This is a genomic window from Mycobacterium hippophais, assembly GCF_027529605.1.
Taxonomy (GTDB): Bacteria; Actinomycetota; Actinomycetes; order Mycobacteriales; family Mycobacteriaceae; genus Mycobacterium; species Mycobacterium arseniciresistens.
In genome coordinates, this window is the sequence record NZ_JAPZPY010000001.1 from 124,682 (window position 1) to 140,661 (window position 15,980).

Here is a 15,980-nt window from a genome sequence, read left to right on the forward strand (position 1 = left end):
TGTACTGTGCAATTCTACTCCAGTGACGAGTTCCCGGCCACGTACAGCAAGGACATCTCCGTGACGAAGTCAGCCCTGGTGTTCGACCCGTTCTCCGATGAGTACTTCATCAATCCGTTCGGGATCTACCAACGCCTGCGTGACGAAGCACCTGTGTACTACAACGAGCAGTACGACTTCTACGCACTGAGTCGCCACGAAGACGTGGCTGCCGCCTTCAAGGACTTCAGCACCTATTCCTCTGCCAACGGCGTCACCCTCGAGGAGATCAAGTCTGGCACCCACGCCATGGCGCAGTCGATCATCTGGATGGACCCCCCCGACCACCGCCGAATGCGCAGCCTGGTCAACAAGGTGTTCACACCGAGAGCCATCGAAGCGCAGCGAAGCGTCGTGCGAGAACGCATCGACCACTACCTGTCACAGGTCGATCCGTCCAGCTTCGACGCCGTGGCCGACTTCTCGGCACTGTTCCCGGTCGAAGTGATCGCCACCATGCTCGGCGTTCCTGTAGCGGACCGTCAGAACATCCGGCTGTGGCTGAACACCGCCTTGGAGCGCGGGCCCGGACGGTCGACCCTGAGCAAGGCGGGCCGTGAGGCGATGACCCAGACCGGGCTGCTCTACTACAACCTGATCCAGCAGCGCCGCGCCGATCCTGAGGGCGACATGATCAGCGCGTTGATCCACGCCGAGGTCGACCGCGACGACGGTACCCGCACCAGGCTCGACGACATCGAGATCGCCGGATTCTGTACGCTTTTGGGTGGAGCGGGTGCCGAAACCGTCACGAAACTGGTGGGCACCGCCATGGTGCTGTTCGACCGTCACCGCGACCAGTGGGAACACCTGCGTGCCGACCGCACCAAGATTCCCGCCGCTATCGATGAAGTTCTCCGGTTCGAGGGCCCCGTTCAGTACGACATGCGCACAACCCGCAAAGAGGTTGTGCTGCACGGCATCACGATTCCACAGGGAAGCGCCGTCATGCTGCTGGCTGCGTCTGCGAACCGTGACGAGCGAGCATTTCCGCACGCCGATGACTTCGACATCAACCGTGATCGAACCCAGGCCCAGAACCTGGGCTTCGGATATGGCATCCACAGTTGTCTTGGCGCGGCGCTGGCCAGGCTGGAAAGCGCCGAAGCCCTTGATCGGCTTCTCGACTTCATCCCGGACTACGCGGTGGACCGAGCCGGTCTGCATCGCGTATCGATGACCAGCGTTGCCGGCTACTCCAACGTCCCGATCCGTCGCCGGTGACCAGCGGCGACCTCGCGACAGCCGAAGAACTCCTGCTGCTGCGACAATCGACGCGCGAAAACCTCAGCGCACGCCGCGCAACATTGCCCAACGACGTTGGACCGTCGGGTTGGGAGACCGAATGGGATCGCCTGACTGCACAGGATCTGTGGTCGGCGATCGAACCGCCAGAGGGGTCATTGTGTTCGGCCGCGGTGGTCGCCGAGGAACTCGGCCGAGCCTTGTTCGCCGGCCCAGGCCCGGATGCGATGGCCGCCGCCTTCCTGCTCAGTAACCTCGTCGATGAAGTCGATCTGGCCGATACGTTCACCGGGCCAGCTGCTGTCGCGATCGGCGGGGACATCTCCATCACCCCGACAGGCACCGGCAATGGCCGTCTCGACCCGAGCGTCGCGGTCGGGCGGAACACAACGCTGTTCGTCGTGACGAGATCCCACCAGATTTTCCGTGTCCCGTCTAACGCAGCATCCTTTGATCAAGCCCCCTCATTGGACGTCAGTCGGTGCACCGGCACACCACGATTGGACGAGACCCCGCTGACCGTGGTGCAGTCCTCCCCATCGCAGGTTGCAGAGTTGGCCTTGGCCGCCCGGACGCTGCTCTACTGCGCCGACACGCTGGGCTGCGTGGACTATGTGCTCGAGCGCACCGTCGACTACGCAAAACAGCGCAGCGCTTTCGGTGTTCCAATCGGAAAGTACCAGGCTGTGGCACACCGCCTGGTCGACCATGCCATCGTCGCCACTCAGATGCGGATCCTGCTGGACGCGGCGATCACGGCTTTCGACACCCGAGCCGGAGACCTCGACCGCCGCCGCGCCGCCGCCGAGACGTTCTTCGCCGGTCGCAGCGCAGACGTCATCAGCGACTGTGTGCAGCTCACCGGCGCCATCGGCTTCACCTGGGAATTCGGTCACCACTTCTACCTGCGCCGCGTCGTGGACAACGCCGCCCTCGGTCGAGGGTCCCGGCGCCCCGCGCGGCAGCTCGCCGAGCTGTGCCCATGGTGACACCGTCGCCCGACCCGGACGTATTCCGAAGCCAGGTACAGGATTTCGTCGCCACGCACGCCCCTGCCGGGCGTTGGTATGACGGCGCGCGGGTCCCCCGTGACAGCGACACCGAAGCTGCGCTTCGCCGGTGGTATCGCGATCTGTTCGACGCCGGCCTGATGGGCAGGTCATGGCCCGTGGACCACGGTGGCCATGAGGCCCATACCCCGTGGCAGGACGCCATCGTCATGGAGGAGATCGTCCGGGCCCGCGCCCCGCGGCCAATAGACCAGGTGCTTCTCGCTGCACATTTGATCATCACGTTTGGCACTGACGCCCAACGGGACCGCTACCTGCCCCGGATCCGGACGGGCCAAGACATCTGGTGTCAGCTGTTCAGCGAACCGGGCGTCGGCAGCGACCTTGCCCGGTTATCTACAAAGGCCACCGCGCTCCCCGGGGGCGGATTCCGCGTCGACGGGCAGAAGGTATGGACCACCGACGCACAGTGGTCCCAAATGGGTGTGCTGATAGCCCGTACCGACCCGCACGCCCGCCCCCACGCGGGACTGACGGTCTTCCTCGTCGACATGGCCAGTCCGGGCATCGACGTCCGACCGATTCGTGAGATGACCGGCTCAGAAGAGTTCTGCGAAGTCTATCTCGACGGCGTCGGGCTGTCGGCCGACGACGTGCTCGGCGAACTCAACGGCGGCTGGGCTGTGGTCAATTCCGGTCTAGCATCCGAACGCGCATACGTCGGGGCCAATGCCGTGATGCTCGAGTTGCTCCTCGATGACCTCGTCGAACTAGCCGGGCACCTTCAACTCGACGGCGCCACGAGGGCCATTGAAGACCCCGCCGTCCGCGATGCGCTTGCCGACTTCACTGCGCGCGTAGCCGCCGCACAAGGCTTGGCCCGACGCGCCGTCGACCGCCTCTCCCGCGGGCTCGACATCCCCGCCGACGGAATGAGCGCCAAACTCGCATACACCGAACTCAACGTCGAACTATGCACTTATGCAATCACTCTGGCAGCATCAGGCCGCCTCACGCCGGAGGGATTCGACGTGTACGACCGATGGAGGCGTGCATTCCTGTGGTCCCGCGCCCTGACCATCTCGGGGGGTTCCTCCGAGATCATCCGCAACGTCTTGGCCGCCCAACTGCTCGGACTCCCCCGATCCTGGTGAGGAAGCAATGACCACACACACCGATGCAGACGCCGTCCGAGACGTGCTGGCTCGATATGCATTGACGCTCGACGTCGAGGACCTCGACGGATGTCTACGTTTGTTCACCTCCGACGCTGAGTACATCGTCTACGGCAAAACCCTGACCGGTGAACGCATCCGCCGAATGTTCATCCGCGCCCCCAAGGGCCTACACCTCACCGGCGCCGCAGTCGTTGAAGTCCAAGACGATACCGCCCACGCCCGCTCACAGATCCTCTTCGTCGACGTGTCAACCGGGCAAAGCAGATCGGCGATCTACGACGACGAGCTGGTACGAAACGCAAGCAACGGCTGGCAAATCCGGCGCCGCCAATGCCAATTTCTCACCCCTGAGGGCCTGAGCCAAACGCCGTATGAAGGTTGATCAATGCGATTCGGACTACGGCCGATACGTCGGTGCCCGCGAGGTGCCGCTTCCAAGTCAACCCGAAAGGACGATCAGTGTCGCGCGATTCTCACCAAACACTCGAAACAAGATTCACCGTACCGGCAGTAGCCGAGGCCGTCGCTCATGCCATCCCTGATCGCGAATACATCGTGCACGGTGCCCGCCGGCACACTTACACGCAAACCCTCGAACGCTCGAACCGGCTCGCCGCGTACCTGCATTCGCGCGGTCTAGGATGCCATACCGAACGATCTGGCCTACACCGCCATCAGGTCGGGCAGGACTTATTGGGCATCTACGCCTACAACGGTGTCGAGTTCGTCGAGTCCATCCTGGGATCATTTCGCGCCCGGGTGGCGCCGTTCAACGTCAACTACCGTTACACCAAAGCCGAATTGCTCTATTTGCTCGAAGATTCCGGGGCGACAGCCTTGGTTTACCACTCCGCATTGGCTCCCGCGCTGGCCGAAGTTCTGTCGGCCTTGCCGCGCCTGCGTGTGCTCATCCAGATAGCTGACTCCTCGGGTAACCCGCTGCTGGAGGGTGCCGTCGATTACGAATCCCTGGTGGAACAGGGACCAGCAGAGCCGCCGCCGGTGCAGCCGTCGCCCGACGATCTGTACATTCTGTACACCGGGGGCACGACGGGCATGCCCAAAGGGGTGCTGTGGCGACAGCACGACATCTTCATGTCCGCTTTCGGCGGACGCGATCTGACCAGCGGTGAGCCCGCCGGCACGCTGCCCGACCTAGTCGCCCGGGCAGCTGCTTCGACACCCACCAGATTATTGGTGCTCCCGCCCCTGATGCACGGTGCAGCACAGTGGGCCGTGATGTGCGCTCTCACCACGGGACAGACGGTCGTATTCCCCCCTTTGGCAGAGCGATTCGAGCCCATGACGGTGCTTTCCACCATCGAGAGGGAAAAAGTCTTCGTCGCTACCATCGTCGGTGACGCGATGGCCCGACCACTTGCCGAGGCGATGCACAGCACCGACGCCGATTTGTCGTCGCTGGTCGTCATCGGCAACGGTGGGGCGCGACTGACTCCCTCCATCAAACAAAGCCTGATCGACGCACGCCCGGGGTTGATCGTCCTTGACGGTGTCGGTTCCTCAGAGACCGGTGCCCAACTGACACACATGTCGATGGCAGGGTCCGTGTCGACAGGCAGGTTCATACCCGGGCGGGACACCTGCGTGCTCTCGGAGGACCTGGACGCGGTGCTGCCACCGGGCCACGAAGGAATCGGTTGGCTTGCTCAACGAGGCTGGGTTCCGCTGGGTTACCTCGGAGATGAACAAAAGACCGAGGCAACGTTTCCGGTCCTCGGCTACGAACGTTACGCCGTGCCCGGTGATCGGGCTCGTCACGTGACCTCCGACGAGGTGGAGTTGTTAGGGCGGGATTCGGCGACCATCAACTCCGGCGGCGAAAAGATCTTCGCCGAAGAAGTGGAGATGGCACTGGCTTCTCACCCGCTCGTCGCCGACGTGGTGGTCACCAGCCGCGAGAGCGACCGGTGGGGACAAGAAGTAGTGGCCGTCGTTGCGCTCGCCGCGGACGCGGCGACAGAGAGTGCCGATCTGATGGCCCACGCAGCCCAGAGTCTGGCGCGCTACAAACTGCCCAAAGCAATCGTCTACCGGGCCGCTATCAAACGCAGCCCGGCCGGCAAGGCTGACTACGTGTGGGCGAAGGCCCAAGCGGCCGTCCCATCCGACGGGCCTCAACCTTGTAATTCATGAGCACCTGTCACCAACCGGTACCTCAAGCGCCCCTGAACCGCTCGCAGTCAGCAATACCGTTGCGATGAAGCACTAATCGAGAGTGCGGTGAGGGGCGCTCACGTGCGCTGTTCAGCCAACCTGAGGAGTCCCCCGAGAACATGATCATCGACGCAACCGCCGTCATCCGGCATTGCCCCATCCCCAACCGCGTCGGAGGCCTGCAAACCCCGACACAGCCGCCCGCGGACGCATGCGGAGTCCGCGCATGAGAAAAGCCGGCAAACCTGCCGCGTTGGATCATGGCGGCCGCGTGGCGGTCGTCACGGGAGCAGGCTCGGGGATCGGCCGAGCACTTGCCATCGCACTTACGCAACGAGGCGCACACGTCGCGGCCTGGGATATCAGTGCGCAGGGCTTGGCAGAAACGCAGGTAGCTTGCGGAGCAGAGCGTGTGACGGCCTATCAGGTCGACGTGGCGGACCGCGAATGGGTGCTCGCTTGCGCCGAGCAAGTTCGCAAAGAGCTGCAGCCTGCTTCAATGCTGTTCAACAATGCCGGCGTCGACCTCTATGCCAGCGTTGCAGAGATGTCCTGGACAGACTTCGATTGGCTCACCGGCATCAACATCGGTGGTGTGGTCAACGGAACCAAAGCATTTCTCCCACAGCTCATCGAGTCCGGGCGCGCAACCAAACCCTCCGTGCTGGTCAACGTCTCCAGCATCTTCGGTCTGATCGCCGTGCCATATCAAGGTGCCTACAGCACCTCAAAATTTGCGGTTCAGGGATTCACCGAAGCACTACGCCAGGAGATGATCATCGAGCGTCAACCACTCACCGTCCATTGCGTGCACCCGGGAGTGGTGAAGACCAATTTCGGCGCCAACATGCGCACTGCGGAGACCGAGCCCGACGCCGACTTCGCCGCACGAGTCTTCGAGCGGGCCGCCCTCACAACTGCAGAGAGGGCTGCCCGTTTGATACTTCGAGGCACCGAAAAGAACCGTGGTCGGATCCTCATTGGTGCTGACGGTCGGGCAGCTGCTGCGTTGCCACGACTGATGGGCGCCGGATACGTCGAGTTGTTGGGCCGTACTGCGCGACTGACTCACTCGCGCCTCAAGAGAGGCCAACATTGACACATTTCGGTGGATAACCGATCACCCGTCATAGCACCGCCGCGCCACGCTGTCGAGCACAGTTCACGTGCAGCATGTCTCGCCTGTGAACCTGGATGCGAACCGAGAGAGACAGCGTGCACTCGCCATTACGGGTTGGTAGGCCGGGAAGTCGGCGCCGTTGGTTTGGGTTGGTGGCAGGGTGATGCTGTCGGCGGCGCGGGCGGTGTCGACCATGGTGTCCCTGTCGTTGAAGGCTCACCCGTAAGGGGTGATTCGCACGTCGCGATGGGAGCGTTGTCGCTAGGTGCGTTCGAGGTGCCATGCGGAGTGAAGCAACTGGGCGTTGAGGTAGTCGAGGAACTCATCAGCCACCTCAGCTGCGGGACGGTCGCGACCGCTGACGAACCAGTCGGTCAGCCATACCTGCAGTGCTGAGACCATCAGCGCGGCGACGATCGCTGGTCTGCCTTCCGGCAGTTCACCGGCGTCGATGGCCGCCTGCACCCCGTGGGTCAGCATGTCCAGGCCCGCCCGCCAGGTCGAGCGTTGCCCGCCTCGGCCGGCGTCCCCACCGCCCATGGCGGTGGCCCAACTGAGGCCCTCCTTGACATGCAACGCCAGGTAGTTCGGGTTGGCCGCGAAGAACTCCACCTGGGCGCGCGCGCCCAGGTGGAGCCGCTTCAGGGGTGAGGTGACTGTCGCGGAAACAACCCGGACCGAATCAACTAATTCGTTCATCCGCTGCGCGTGCAGGACGTCCCAGATCTCGTCTTTGCCGTCGAAGTTCTTGTAGACCGTGGCCAGCGAGACCCCGGCCGCAGCGGCGATCGCGGTGACTTTCGCCTCGGTGAACCCTGTGCGGGCGAACTCATACTCTGCGGCGATCAAGATCTGCTGGCGATACATCTGGCGTCGGGCATCTCGCATGCTGGGCACCCCGCGTGGTTTCGCTGCTCCCATATGCAGAACCTTCCATATCTTCAGCAGAACCGCTGATCGTCACAGTAGCCGACGGCGCCTCAAGCTGTAGCACGTCACTGCCGTCCGCTCGTGGTGGGTAGGTGTGTCCCCATCAGGTCGAGGACCGATTCAGGGAGCCGATATTCGCTGATGGGCGGACATAGGGGGCCGGTTTCGCGTGTCCGGCACGAACCCGCCCGCAGAACAGGCTTCTCTGTGCATGGCGGCGTGGCTGCCGCTGTTGCCCGCATCTTACGGCAGCGGCAGGTCCCGAATCCATTGCGGCGGGCACCGCCGAGGTGCTAGCTTCCATGCAGAATCGTCGTTCTGTTAAATCACCTCCGCGTTATGCGTTAGCGCATGCTTTGTGGGGTTAGAAAGGAATGTCCGATGAGTCGACGGCATGACTTCAGCCGCCCGTGGGCGCACCACCGCAAGCAGATCTACATCTGGACTTCGGTGTTGGGAACGCTGATTTCGGTGGTCCCTGTGGTCTTGGTCGGTATCGGGGTGTGGCCGATGGAGCCCACCGGTTTCATTGCGGCGGCGGCGATTTGCGTTCCGATCATCATTCCGATGGCGGCCGCGTGGTGGGATGCTACCGGCGAGAATCGCACATCGCTGGAGAAGGCCAATGAGTTCATGATCATTTGGTTTCCCATTACCGCTGCCAGCCAGATCTTTTGGGAACTGACCTGGCTGGTCGGTGACGCTGCGGGTTTGATGAACCTGACCGAGCAGGATCGATGGGGTTGGTTGTGGTGGTTCTACGGCGCCGCGGACACCCGGTATCTGATCAGCGACGCTGGGCTCTTCGGCATGGAGACCTTCGCCGTGATCGGCGGCATCGTCATGATCAATCAGTGGTGGCGCCTTCTTACTGCCGGTGACGACGTGCCCAAACGCATCAACGCGTTGTGGTGGAGCATGGTTTCGCTGGTCAACATGCTCACCGTCTTCGGTATCTACTACGTCGCTGAAGCCCGCGACGGCTTCGCCAACATAGAACAGGGGTTCTGGGGTTTCGCGTTGAAGTTCGTGTTCATGAACATTCCGTGGCTGGTGGCTCCGCTGGTGAGCATTCCCTTCATCATCAAGCAGCTGGCATACCTGTACCGCACTCAGGTTCTCGACGAGGGCGCGACACTGGCGGGGGCTGACCTCGGTGCGTCCCAGCCCGCGAGAAGTGCCTAAATGTCCGCGCACCTGATGTCGAGCACCGCATTGCGGCGACGCCGCCAAGCCATCATCGCCCTGGGTTGGTCGTCGGTGCTCGTCTTCGGTGGATGGCTGGGACTGCACCTGGTCATGGGCGTGGTGCGGGGACACAGCCTCGTCTCCGGCGCCGTGCTGCCCACCGAGCCCATCGTCGGCAACGGTTGGGTCGTCGATACGGCCGCTTTCCTGGCCACCTTCGCAGTCCTGGCGCTGATTCTGGCGGGGTGGCAGTGGCTGTGCTCCCGGCTCGGCGACGAACCTGATCCGACGCTATCGGCCGAAGACCTTGCCGCGCAGCCCCTCTACATTATCGAGATCCCGGCGCTCAACAAGGCGATCGTCGGTTCAGCGATCGTCTGCCTGGTCTGTTCTGCCCTGCTCGGCTCAGCAGTGCTGCCCCTCATCATCACGAAATACGGTTGGTGATCTCATGGTTGGCATCCAGTCGTCGCCGGCGCAGTCTGTCGCTGTAGCCGAAGGACCCCTCACCCGCCGCGCAGACAGAGTGCTCCTGTTCGGCGCAATCGTTCTCGGTACATGCGTTCTGAGCCTGCCCGGGCTGGTCATCGTCGCGATCGCGTGCCTGATGCTGCGGCGCGCGTACGCCGCTGGTGAGCCGCACAGACCTTTCTCCGTGACGATCCTCGGCGTCTTCTCCCTCGTCGACGCGAGCTTCTTCTTCATGGGATGGGGATTGGAGACCGGGGCAAACTCCACGTTCCTCATGCAACTGTTCTCCACCGGGTTCGGCCGCATGTTCGATGGTGGCTACTACATCGGTTTCAACACCTTGATGCTGGGGGGATCCGGCGGCGCTGGTGAGAAGTCATGGGGTCTTCTCTGTGTTGCGGCCCTCTTCCCGATACGGCTCGTGGCCGCGTGGGCATTTCTGAAGATGAAGCGTTGGGGCTTCGACTTCATGATCATGACGTCGTGGATGTATGCCTTCGCCTGGTTCGGTTACCTGGTCAACATCACCCAAGATTATGATCTTCGCTTCACGCACAACGAATTCGGCGTGGTGGGTTGGTGGGCCTACAACATCTGGTTCATCACTCCGTTCATCCTGTTGCCGTGGCTCTACGCGCTCAACAGAAACAAGTGGAATCGTTGAGGCGCACGGCTCGCCCTGCGCACGAACCGACCGCCATTCCCGGTCACCGGCTACGGCCGCGGATACACGCCGAAGCAGTCGCAAAGGGCGTGGCGGCTGGCGCTGATCGATCCCGCCTCGAAGTGGCGTTGAGCCGAGAAGATTCGACGCGCCTGGGTACGAAGGGGCGAGCGCCTACCGTCCCTTGGCCTTTTGCGGTTCTCGTTGTCGCCCGTAAATGTCTCCCGAACGGACGCGAGTACGCCGTGCGGACGCGCCTCATTGTCCGAAGGCGACGTCGGTGATGGCGCAACGCCCAGCCGACCACAGTTGAAAAGGCATACGGAATCCCGGGCCAAATGTCATGAATGACATCGGCATGACATCTCGGCTGAGATTATGGAACCGAGATTGGGACCCCGCACGATCGCCGGGCGAACTGCCTGCCAGCTACACCACCCTTGACATCGCTCGCCAACTGTCGTAGGCATGAGACATGACAGTGACTTTGTCTCACGAGTCGGCGGCGCGCTTCGAGCTCGCCGACGCCGAGACCTGGGCGGACCCGTGGCCGATGTACCGCGCGCTGCGGGATCACGACCCGGTGCACCACGTGATTCCCCGCAACCAGCCCGAGCACGACTACTACGTGCTCTCCCGGCATGCCGACATCTTCACCGCGGCACGCGATCACGAGACCTTCTCGTCGGCCCAGGGCCTGACCGTGAACTACGGCGAACTCGAATTGATCGGCCTGCAGGACAATCCACCGATGGTCATGCAGGACCCGCCCGTGCACACCGAATTCCGCAGACTCGTGTCACGAGGTTTCACCCCGCGGCAAGTAGAGGCCGTCGAGCCGAAGGTCCGCCAGTTCGTCGTGGAGCGCATCGAGGGGTTGCGCTCCAACGGCGGCGGGGACATCGTCGCCGAACTCTTCAAACCGCTGCCGTCGATGGTCGTCGCCCACTACCTCGGCGTGCCGGAGGCCGACCGCCACCAGTTCGACGGCTGGACCGACGCCATCGTCGCCGCCAACACCGCCGAGGGCGGGCTCGGCGGCGCGTTGGAGACCCTCGGCGACTCCCTCGGCGCGATGATGGCCTACTTCACCGCGCTGATCGAACGCAGGCGCGTCGAGCCGGAGGACGACACCGTGTCCCACCTCGTCGCGGCCGGCGTCGGCGCCGACGGTGACATCGCCGGTGTGCTGTCGATCCTGGCCTTCACATTCACGATGGTCACCGGCGGCAACGACACCACCACCGGAATGCTGGGCGGCGCAGTGCAACTCCTGCACCAGCGGCCCGACCAGCGCAGGCTGCTCGCGGAGAACCCCGAACTGATTCCGGAGTCCATCGACGAGTTTCTGCGACTCACCTCCCCCGTCCAGATGCTCGGCCGCACCGTGACCCGGGACGTCACCATCGGTGACACCACCATCCCCGAGGGCCGCCGCGCGATGTTCCTCTACGGCTCGGGCAACCGCGACGAACGCCAGTACGGCGACGACGCAGGCGAACTCGACGTGACCCGCCGGCCGCGCAACATCCTGACCTTCAGCCACGGCGCACATCACTGCCTGGGCGCCGCGGCCGCGCGCATGCAGTCTCGGGTGACACTCGAGGAGTTGCTCACCCGCATCCCCGAATTCGAGGTGGACGAGTCGGGCGTCGTGTGGGCCGGCGGCAGCTACGTGCGGCGCCCGCTGTCCGTGCCGTTCACCGTCACCGCCTGATGCCGGGCGACTGGCTGGCCGACCGGCGCACCGAGGTCGCCGCCGACCGCATCCTCGACGCCGCAGAGCAGCTGTTCGCCGAACGCGACGCCGCCACCGTCGGCATGCACGACATCGCCAAGGCCGCAGGGTGTTCGAGGGCCACGCTGTACCGGTACTTCGAGAACCGCGACGCGCTGCACGCATCGTATGTGCACCGCGAGGCCCAGCGGCTCTATCAGGAATTGGCGCGTCGAGTGGGCGGACTGACCGACCCGGCGGAGCGGTTGGTCGAAGGAGTGCTGACCGCAGTCGCCAGCGTCCGCGACAGCCCCGCGATGTCATCGTGGTTCGCCTCGACGGAGCGGCCGATCGGCGGCCAGATGGCCGAGCAGTCGGAGGTCGTCAAGGCACTCGTCGAGTCGTTCGTCAAGGCGCTGGGCGTCGATGACGATGACGACGTCGAGCGGCGGGCGCGCTGGCTGGTGCGGGTGTTGACGTCGCTGCTGATGTTCCCCGGCCGCGACGAGGCCGACGAACGGGCGATGCTGACCCAGTTCGTGGTGCCGACGGTGGTGCCCGGTCGCCGTCAGGCCACCCAGTAGGCCTGCGCCTTGATCGACTTTCGTGGGATCCCGTACTCCTCGCGCAGCACCTTGGCCACCGCACGGGTGGTCCGGTTGTCGCTGGCGACCCAGCCGAAGTGGTCGGCGGCGTCGAACGCCGATGAGGTCACCGCGTCGACCAGCCCGGCCCCGGCGTTCTCCCGGTCCACCCACGTGATGTCGACGTCGCGCGCCACGGGCAGGTCCTTGTCGTCGGCGTGGCCGGCCTCGAGGAACACCCGCGCCGGTGCGTCGCCGATGGCGTCGAGCAGTGAGTTGATCGCCGGCAGCGACGCGGTGTCGCCGACGATGACGTAGCCGGCCGGCCGTGGTTCGGGCAGGGCGAAATTGCTGCCCAACACCGTCACCTCGATGGCGTCGCCCGGCTCGGCGTCCTCGGCCCACTGCGAGGCGATGCCTTCGTGCAACGCGAATTCGACGTCCACGGTGTCGGATTCCGGGTCGGGGTCGACCAGCGTGTAGCCGCGCTGATGCAGCTTGTCGCCGTCGGCGAACCACATCCGCACCCACTGCGTCGGATGGGTCGGCCGCCCGGCCAGCATGCCGCCGGTGGTGAAGCTGACACGCAGGTAGTGCGGGCCGACCTGTCGCTTGCCGGTAACCGTGAACTCGTAGTCACCCGCGCGGAACAGCTTCAGCACTGTGCCCTGCCAGCCGCGCGTCGCCTTCTGATCACCCATGCAGGTAAGGTTACCCTTAGTAGATTGCCGGTTGGCTCGTCCGTCATCGCACAGGACGCACGCGGGTGAACCGGTGCAGCAGCCACGCGAGCGGGATGGTCACCACCAGCGTGCCGAAGAAAAGGGCCGCCATCGACCCGGTGTAGATGTGAAAGTGCAGGATCTCGACCATCACCAGTTCCATGGTGACGAGGTGGATCAGGAAGATCTCATAGGAGATCTCGCCCAGGAACACCATCGGCCTGCTGGCGAGGAATCGCGAGTACAGCCCGCGGTCGCCGAGTGCGACCGGCGCTACGATGAGCGTCGCGATCACGGCGTAGAAGGCCGCCTTCCACATCGCCGGCGCCAAGGCGTAGGGCGACGTCGTCGGTTCTCCCGCAAGCGGTGTCGAGGCGATGAAGTAGCTCACCACCGCGACGGGCAGCACCGCGAAGGCGTAGCAGCGGACACCCATCACGGCGAGGACCGCGAGCAGCATGCCCCCGACGAACCAGACCAGATAGGTCGGTAACCACAGACGCGCCCCGTCCGGTAACCCGTCGACGGTGTGGACGAAGATCAACCACCCCGGCGTCACCGCGGCCAGCAGCACCAGGCCGCCGAGCAACGGCCACGGCCGCCACTGGCGGCGGCACAGCACCGCTAACAACAGCCACGCCAACAGCGGCAATACAACGTAGAACGCGGCTTCCACAGCCAGGCTCCACATCTGGGTGAGGCCCTGGTGCAGAAAGGAATACATGTACTGGTCGGTGTAGATCTGCGTCAGGGTGAGGTTGCGGAACAGCCCCTCCCAGGTGTGCCCGGGATTCGGCCCGGCCGTGCGCCAGTGGTAGACGAGGTACGCCGCGACGACCGTCACCACGTAGGCCGGCATGATGCGCCGCACCCGGTGCCAGGCATAGCGGCGCACCGACGGCGGCGGACCGCCGTTGGCGGCGGCCTTGACCCACGGCCGGAACAGCAGGAACCCCGACAGCACGAAGAAGACCGGGACGCCGATCTCCATGCGGGCGTAGACGAGCCCCTCGTACCCGTGGGTGTACTTGCCGGTGGTGTAGGCGGCGTGCGTCAGCACGACCAGCAACGCGGCGACGGCGCGCACCCCGGTGAGCGAGGCGACCCGCTCGGCGGCGCTGACGGACTCGAGCCCGCCCTGGGCGACGTCCGGCTGCCCGGTGTCATGGACGCCTCGCGGTGCGGTCACTTGCCCTTGCGGTGCGCCTTGGGCCCGCTGTCGGGTTCGAGGTGGATGAGTTGACCCTGGATCCGGGTCTTCTCCAGGGCCTTCAACGTCTGCTGGGACAGGTTCGCAGGCAGCTCGACCAACGAGTGGTCCGGCTTGATGGTGATGTGGCCGAAGTCGCTGCGGTTGAGCCCGCCCTCGTTGGCGATGGCGCCGACGATCGCGCCGGGCATCACCTTGTGCCGCTTGCCCACCGCTATGCGGTACAGCGCGAGATCACTGCGCCGCTCACGTAGCCTGCCCTCACCGCGTTCCTTGCGGGGACGCTCGTCGCGTTCGCGCTTCTTCTCCGGCGGCGGCTCGACCATCAGGAACTCCGCGCCGTCGCGGGCCTGCACCGCGAGCGCCGCCGCGATGTCGGCCAGCGGAACGTTGTTGTCCCGCTCGTAGTCCTCGATGAGCCGGCGGAACAGGCCGATCTCGGGAGCATTGAGCGATTCGCTGATCGAATCCCGGAACTTCTCGACGCGCTGGGCATTGACGTCGTCGACCGACGGCAACGGGGACTCGACGAGCTTCTGCCGGGTCACGCGTTCGATCGAGCTGAGCAGGTGGCGCTCGCGCGGGGTGACGAACAGCAGTGCGGTCCCCGAGCGGCCCGCCCGGCCCGTGCGGCCGATGCGGTGCACGTAGGACTCGGGGTCGTGCGGGATGTCGTAGTTCAGCACGTGCGAGATGCGCTCGACGTCGAGGCCGCGGGCGGCGACGTCGGTGGCGATGAGGATGTCGAGCTTGCCGTCCTTGAGCGAGGCGATGGTGCGCTCACGCTGGGCCTGCGCGATGTCGCCGTTGATGGCCATCGCGGAGAACCCGCGGGCGCGCAGTTTCTCGGCGACCTCCTCGGTGGCCTGCTTGGTCCGGACGAACACGATCATCGCCTCGAACGGTTCGACCTCGAGCAACCGGGTGAGCGCGTCCATCTTCCGGTGTCCGGAGACCTGGATGTAGCGCTGGGTGATGTTATCGGCGGTCGCGGTCTTGGACTCGACCTTCACCTGAACCGGGTCGTGCAGGTACTTGTTGGTGATCTTGCGGATGGCGGGCGGCATGGTGGCCGAGAACAGCGCCACCTGCTTGTACTCCGGGGTGTCGGAGAGGATGCGTTCGACGTCCTCGGCGAAGCCCATCTGCAGCATCTCGTCGGCCTCGTCGAGGACCAGGTAGTCGAGGTGTGAGAGGTCGAGGCTGCGCTTTTCCAGGTGGTCGATCACCCGGCCCGGCGTTCCGACGACCACCTGCGCTCCGCGCTTGAGCCCGGCCATCTGGGGGCCGTACGGCGAGCCGCCGTAGATCGGCAGGACGTTGACCTTCAGGTGCGCGCCGTAGCGGCTGAACGCCTCGGCGACCTGCAGGGCGAGCTCCCGCGTCGGCGCCAGAACCAGCGCCTGCGTGATCCGGCTCGAGGTGTCGATCTTCGACAGGATCGGAATGGCGAACGCCGCCGTCTTGCCGGTGCCCGTCTGCGCCAGGCCGACGACGTCGGACCCCGCCAGCATGGCTGGGATGGTGGCGGCTTGGATGGGCGACGGCGTCTCATAGCCGACGTCAGCGACTGCCCGCAGCACCTCGGGGTGAATATGCAGGTCAGCGAATGAAGGTTCGGCTCCGGTTTCTTCCGGTTCAGGCGGCGTCATAGCGAGGCAAGTCTAGTGCGCCGAAGCACGTCGGTCGCCCAGCGCGCCTGATCAGTCCCCGCGCGCGGCGGCGGT

The 15,980-nt window shown here is 64.6% G+C and carries 15 protein-coding genes; 11 read left to right on the plus strand and 4 right to left on the minus strand.

The window, feature by feature from the left end; translation table 11 throughout:
• The first annotated feature begins 60 nt into the window (after window positions 1–60).
• The 6 genes from O6P37_RS00605 to O6P37_RS00630 all read left to right on the plus strand — a co-directional run bounded on the left by O6P37_RS00605 (window position 61) and on the right by O6P37_RS00630 (window position 6,746).
• Window positions 61–1,263: a cytochrome P450 gene (locus O6P37_RS00605; protein WP_269892264.1), complete on the plus strand. Its 1,203-nt coding sequence runs from the start codon at window positions 61–63 to the stop codon at window positions 1,261–1,263.
• Complete coding sequence (locus tag O6P37_RS00610; protein ID WP_269892265.1) at window positions 1,260–2,273, plus strand: acyl-CoA dehydrogenase family protein; 1,014 nt, start codon at window positions 1,260–1,262, stop codon at window positions 2,271–2,273. Before O6P37_RS00605 ends, O6P37_RS00610 begins: the two co-directional genes overlap by 4 nt.
• Window positions 2,267–3,448, plus strand: a complete 1,182-nt coding sequence (locus O6P37_RS00615; protein WP_269892266.1) for an acyl-CoA dehydrogenase family protein — start codon at window positions 2,267–2,269, stop codon at window positions 3,446–3,448. The genes O6P37_RS00610 and O6P37_RS00615 overlap by 7 nt, the downstream gene beginning before the upstream one ends.
• Before the next feature lie 7 nt (window positions 3,449–3,455).
• On the plus strand, window positions 3,456–3,854 hold the full coding sequence (locus tag O6P37_RS00620) for a nuclear transport factor 2 family protein (RefSeq protein WP_269892267.1): 399 nt from the start codon (window positions 3,456–3,458) through the stop codon (window positions 3,852–3,854).
• 77 nt (window positions 3,855–3,931) lie between these two features.
• The gene (locus tag O6P37_RS00625; RefSeq protein ID WP_269892268.1) at window positions 3,932–5,626 is read left to right on the plus strand and encodes an acyl-CoA synthetase; all 1,695 of its coding nucleotides are present in this window, start codon (window positions 3,932–3,934) and stop codon (window positions 5,624–5,626) included.
• Between the two features lie 274 nt (window positions 5,627–5,900).
• A complete protein-coding gene (locus tag O6P37_RS00630; RefSeq protein ID WP_269893122.1) occupies window positions 5,901–6,746 on the plus strand; it encodes an SDR family NAD(P)-dependent oxidoreductase in 846 nt (281 codons plus the stop codon).
• A gap of 282 nt (window positions 6,747–7,028) precedes the next feature.
• On the opposite strand, the gene O6P37_RS00635 is transcribed toward O6P37_RS00630, so the two are convergent.
• Window positions 7,029–7,634 (minus strand): TetR/AcrR family transcriptional regulator, encoded by a 606-nt coding sequence (locus tag O6P37_RS00635; RefSeq protein WP_269892269.1) that lies wholly within the window; start codon window positions 7,632–7,634, stop codon window positions 7,029–7,031.
• Window positions 7,635–8,078: 444 nt separating this feature from the next.
• On the opposite strand from O6P37_RS00635, the gene O6P37_RS00640 reads away from it, so the two are divergent.
• The 5 genes from O6P37_RS00640 (at window position 8,079) to O6P37_RS00660 (ending at window position 12,321) form a co-directional block, all read left to right on the plus strand.
• On the plus strand, window positions 8,079–8,882 hold the full coding sequence (locus tag O6P37_RS00640) for an Emopamil-binding protein (protein WP_269892270.1): 804 nt from the start codon (window positions 8,079–8,081) through the stop codon (window positions 8,880–8,882).
• The gene (locus O6P37_RS00645; protein ID WP_269892271.1) at window positions 8,883–9,332 is read left to right on the plus strand and encodes a hypothetical protein; all 450 of its coding nucleotides are present in this window, start codon (window positions 8,883–8,885) and stop codon (window positions 9,330–9,332) included.
• A 4-nt stretch (window positions 9,333–9,336) separates the two neighbouring features.
• Window positions 9,337–10,020, plus strand: coding sequence for a hypothetical protein (locus O6P37_RS00650; protein WP_269892272.1), 684 nt, complete (start codon window positions 9,337–9,339; stop codon window positions 10,018–10,020).
• 475 nt (window positions 10,021–10,495) lie between these two features.
• Window positions 10,496–11,737 carry a cytochrome P450 gene (locus O6P37_RS00655; RefSeq protein WP_269892273.1) on the plus strand — a complete coding sequence of 414 codons (1,242 nt, stop codon included), beginning with the start codon at window positions 10,496–10,498 and terminating at the stop codon, window positions 11,735–11,737.
• Window positions 11,737–12,321: a TetR/AcrR family transcriptional regulator gene (locus O6P37_RS00660; RefSeq protein WP_269892274.1), complete on the plus strand. Its 585-nt coding sequence runs from the start codon at window positions 11,737–11,739 to the stop codon at window positions 12,319–12,321. The genes O6P37_RS00655 and O6P37_RS00660 overlap by 1 nt, the downstream gene beginning before the upstream one ends.
• Here O6P37_RS00660 and O6P37_RS00665 read toward each other — a convergent pair.
• The 3 genes from O6P37_RS00665 to O6P37_RS00675 are packed head-to-tail and all read right to left on the minus strand — an operon-like array spanning window position 12,306 to window position 15,905.
• Window positions 12,306–13,022, minus strand: coding sequence for a siderophore-interacting protein (locus O6P37_RS00665; protein WP_269892275.1), 717 nt, complete (start codon window positions 13,020–13,022; stop codon window positions 12,306–12,308). The genes O6P37_RS00660 and O6P37_RS00665 overlap by 16 nt on opposite strands.
• Window positions 13,023–13,065: 43 nt before the next feature.
• A complete protein-coding gene (locus O6P37_RS00670) occupies window positions 13,066–14,232 on the minus strand; it encodes an acyltransferase family protein (protein WP_269892276.1) in 1,167 nt (388 codons plus the stop codon).
• A complete protein-coding gene (locus tag O6P37_RS00675; protein ID WP_269892277.1) occupies window positions 14,229–15,905 on the minus strand; it encodes a DEAD/DEAH box helicase in 1,677 nt (558 codons plus the stop codon). The genes O6P37_RS00670 and O6P37_RS00675 overlap by 4 nt, the downstream gene beginning before the upstream one ends.
• Window positions 15,906–15,980 lie beyond the last annotated feature (75 nt).

Excerpts from the sequence above, each read along its gene's own strand:
- O6P37_RS00650 (WP_269892272.1), top strand. The coding sequence starts at position 9,337 with ATGGTTGGCATCCAGTCGTCGCCGGCGCAGTCTGTCGCTGTAGCCGAA.
- O6P37_RS00615 (WP_269892266.1), top strand. The coding sequence starts at position 2,267 with ATGGTGACACCGTCGCCCGACCCGGACGTATTCCGAAGCCAGGTACAG.
- O6P37_RS00640 (WP_269892270.1), top strand. The coding sequence starts at position 8,079 with ATGAGTCGACGGCATGACTTCAGCCGCCCGTGGGCGCACCACCGCAAG.
- O6P37_RS00660 (WP_269892274.1), top strand. The coding sequence starts at position 11,737 with ATGCCGGGCGACTGGCTGGCCGACCGGCGCACCGAGGTCGCCGCCGAC.
- O6P37_RS00655 (WP_269892273.1), top strand. The coding sequence starts at position 10,496 with ATGACAGTGACTTTGTCTCACGAGTCGGCGGCGCGCTTCGAGCTCGCC.
- O6P37_RS00665 (WP_269892275.1), bottom strand. The coding sequence starts at position 13,022 with ATGGGTGATCAGAAGGCGACGCGCGGCTGGCAGGGCACAGTGCTGAAG.
- O6P37_RS00645 (WP_269892271.1), top strand. The coding sequence starts at position 8,883 with ATGTCCGCGCACCTGATGTCGAGCACCGCATTGCGGCGACGCCGCCAA.
- O6P37_RS00635 (WP_269892269.1), bottom strand. The coding sequence starts at position 7,634 with ATGTATCGCCAGCAGATCTTGATCGCCGCAGAGTATGAGTTCGCCCGC.
- O6P37_RS00620 (WP_269892267.1), top strand. The coding sequence starts at position 3,456 with ATGACCACACACACCGATGCAGACGCCGTCCGAGACGTGCTGGCTCGA.
- O6P37_RS00675 (WP_269892277.1), bottom strand. The coding sequence starts at position 15,905 with ATGACGCCGCCTGAACCGGAAGAAACCGGAGCCGAACCTTCATTCGCT.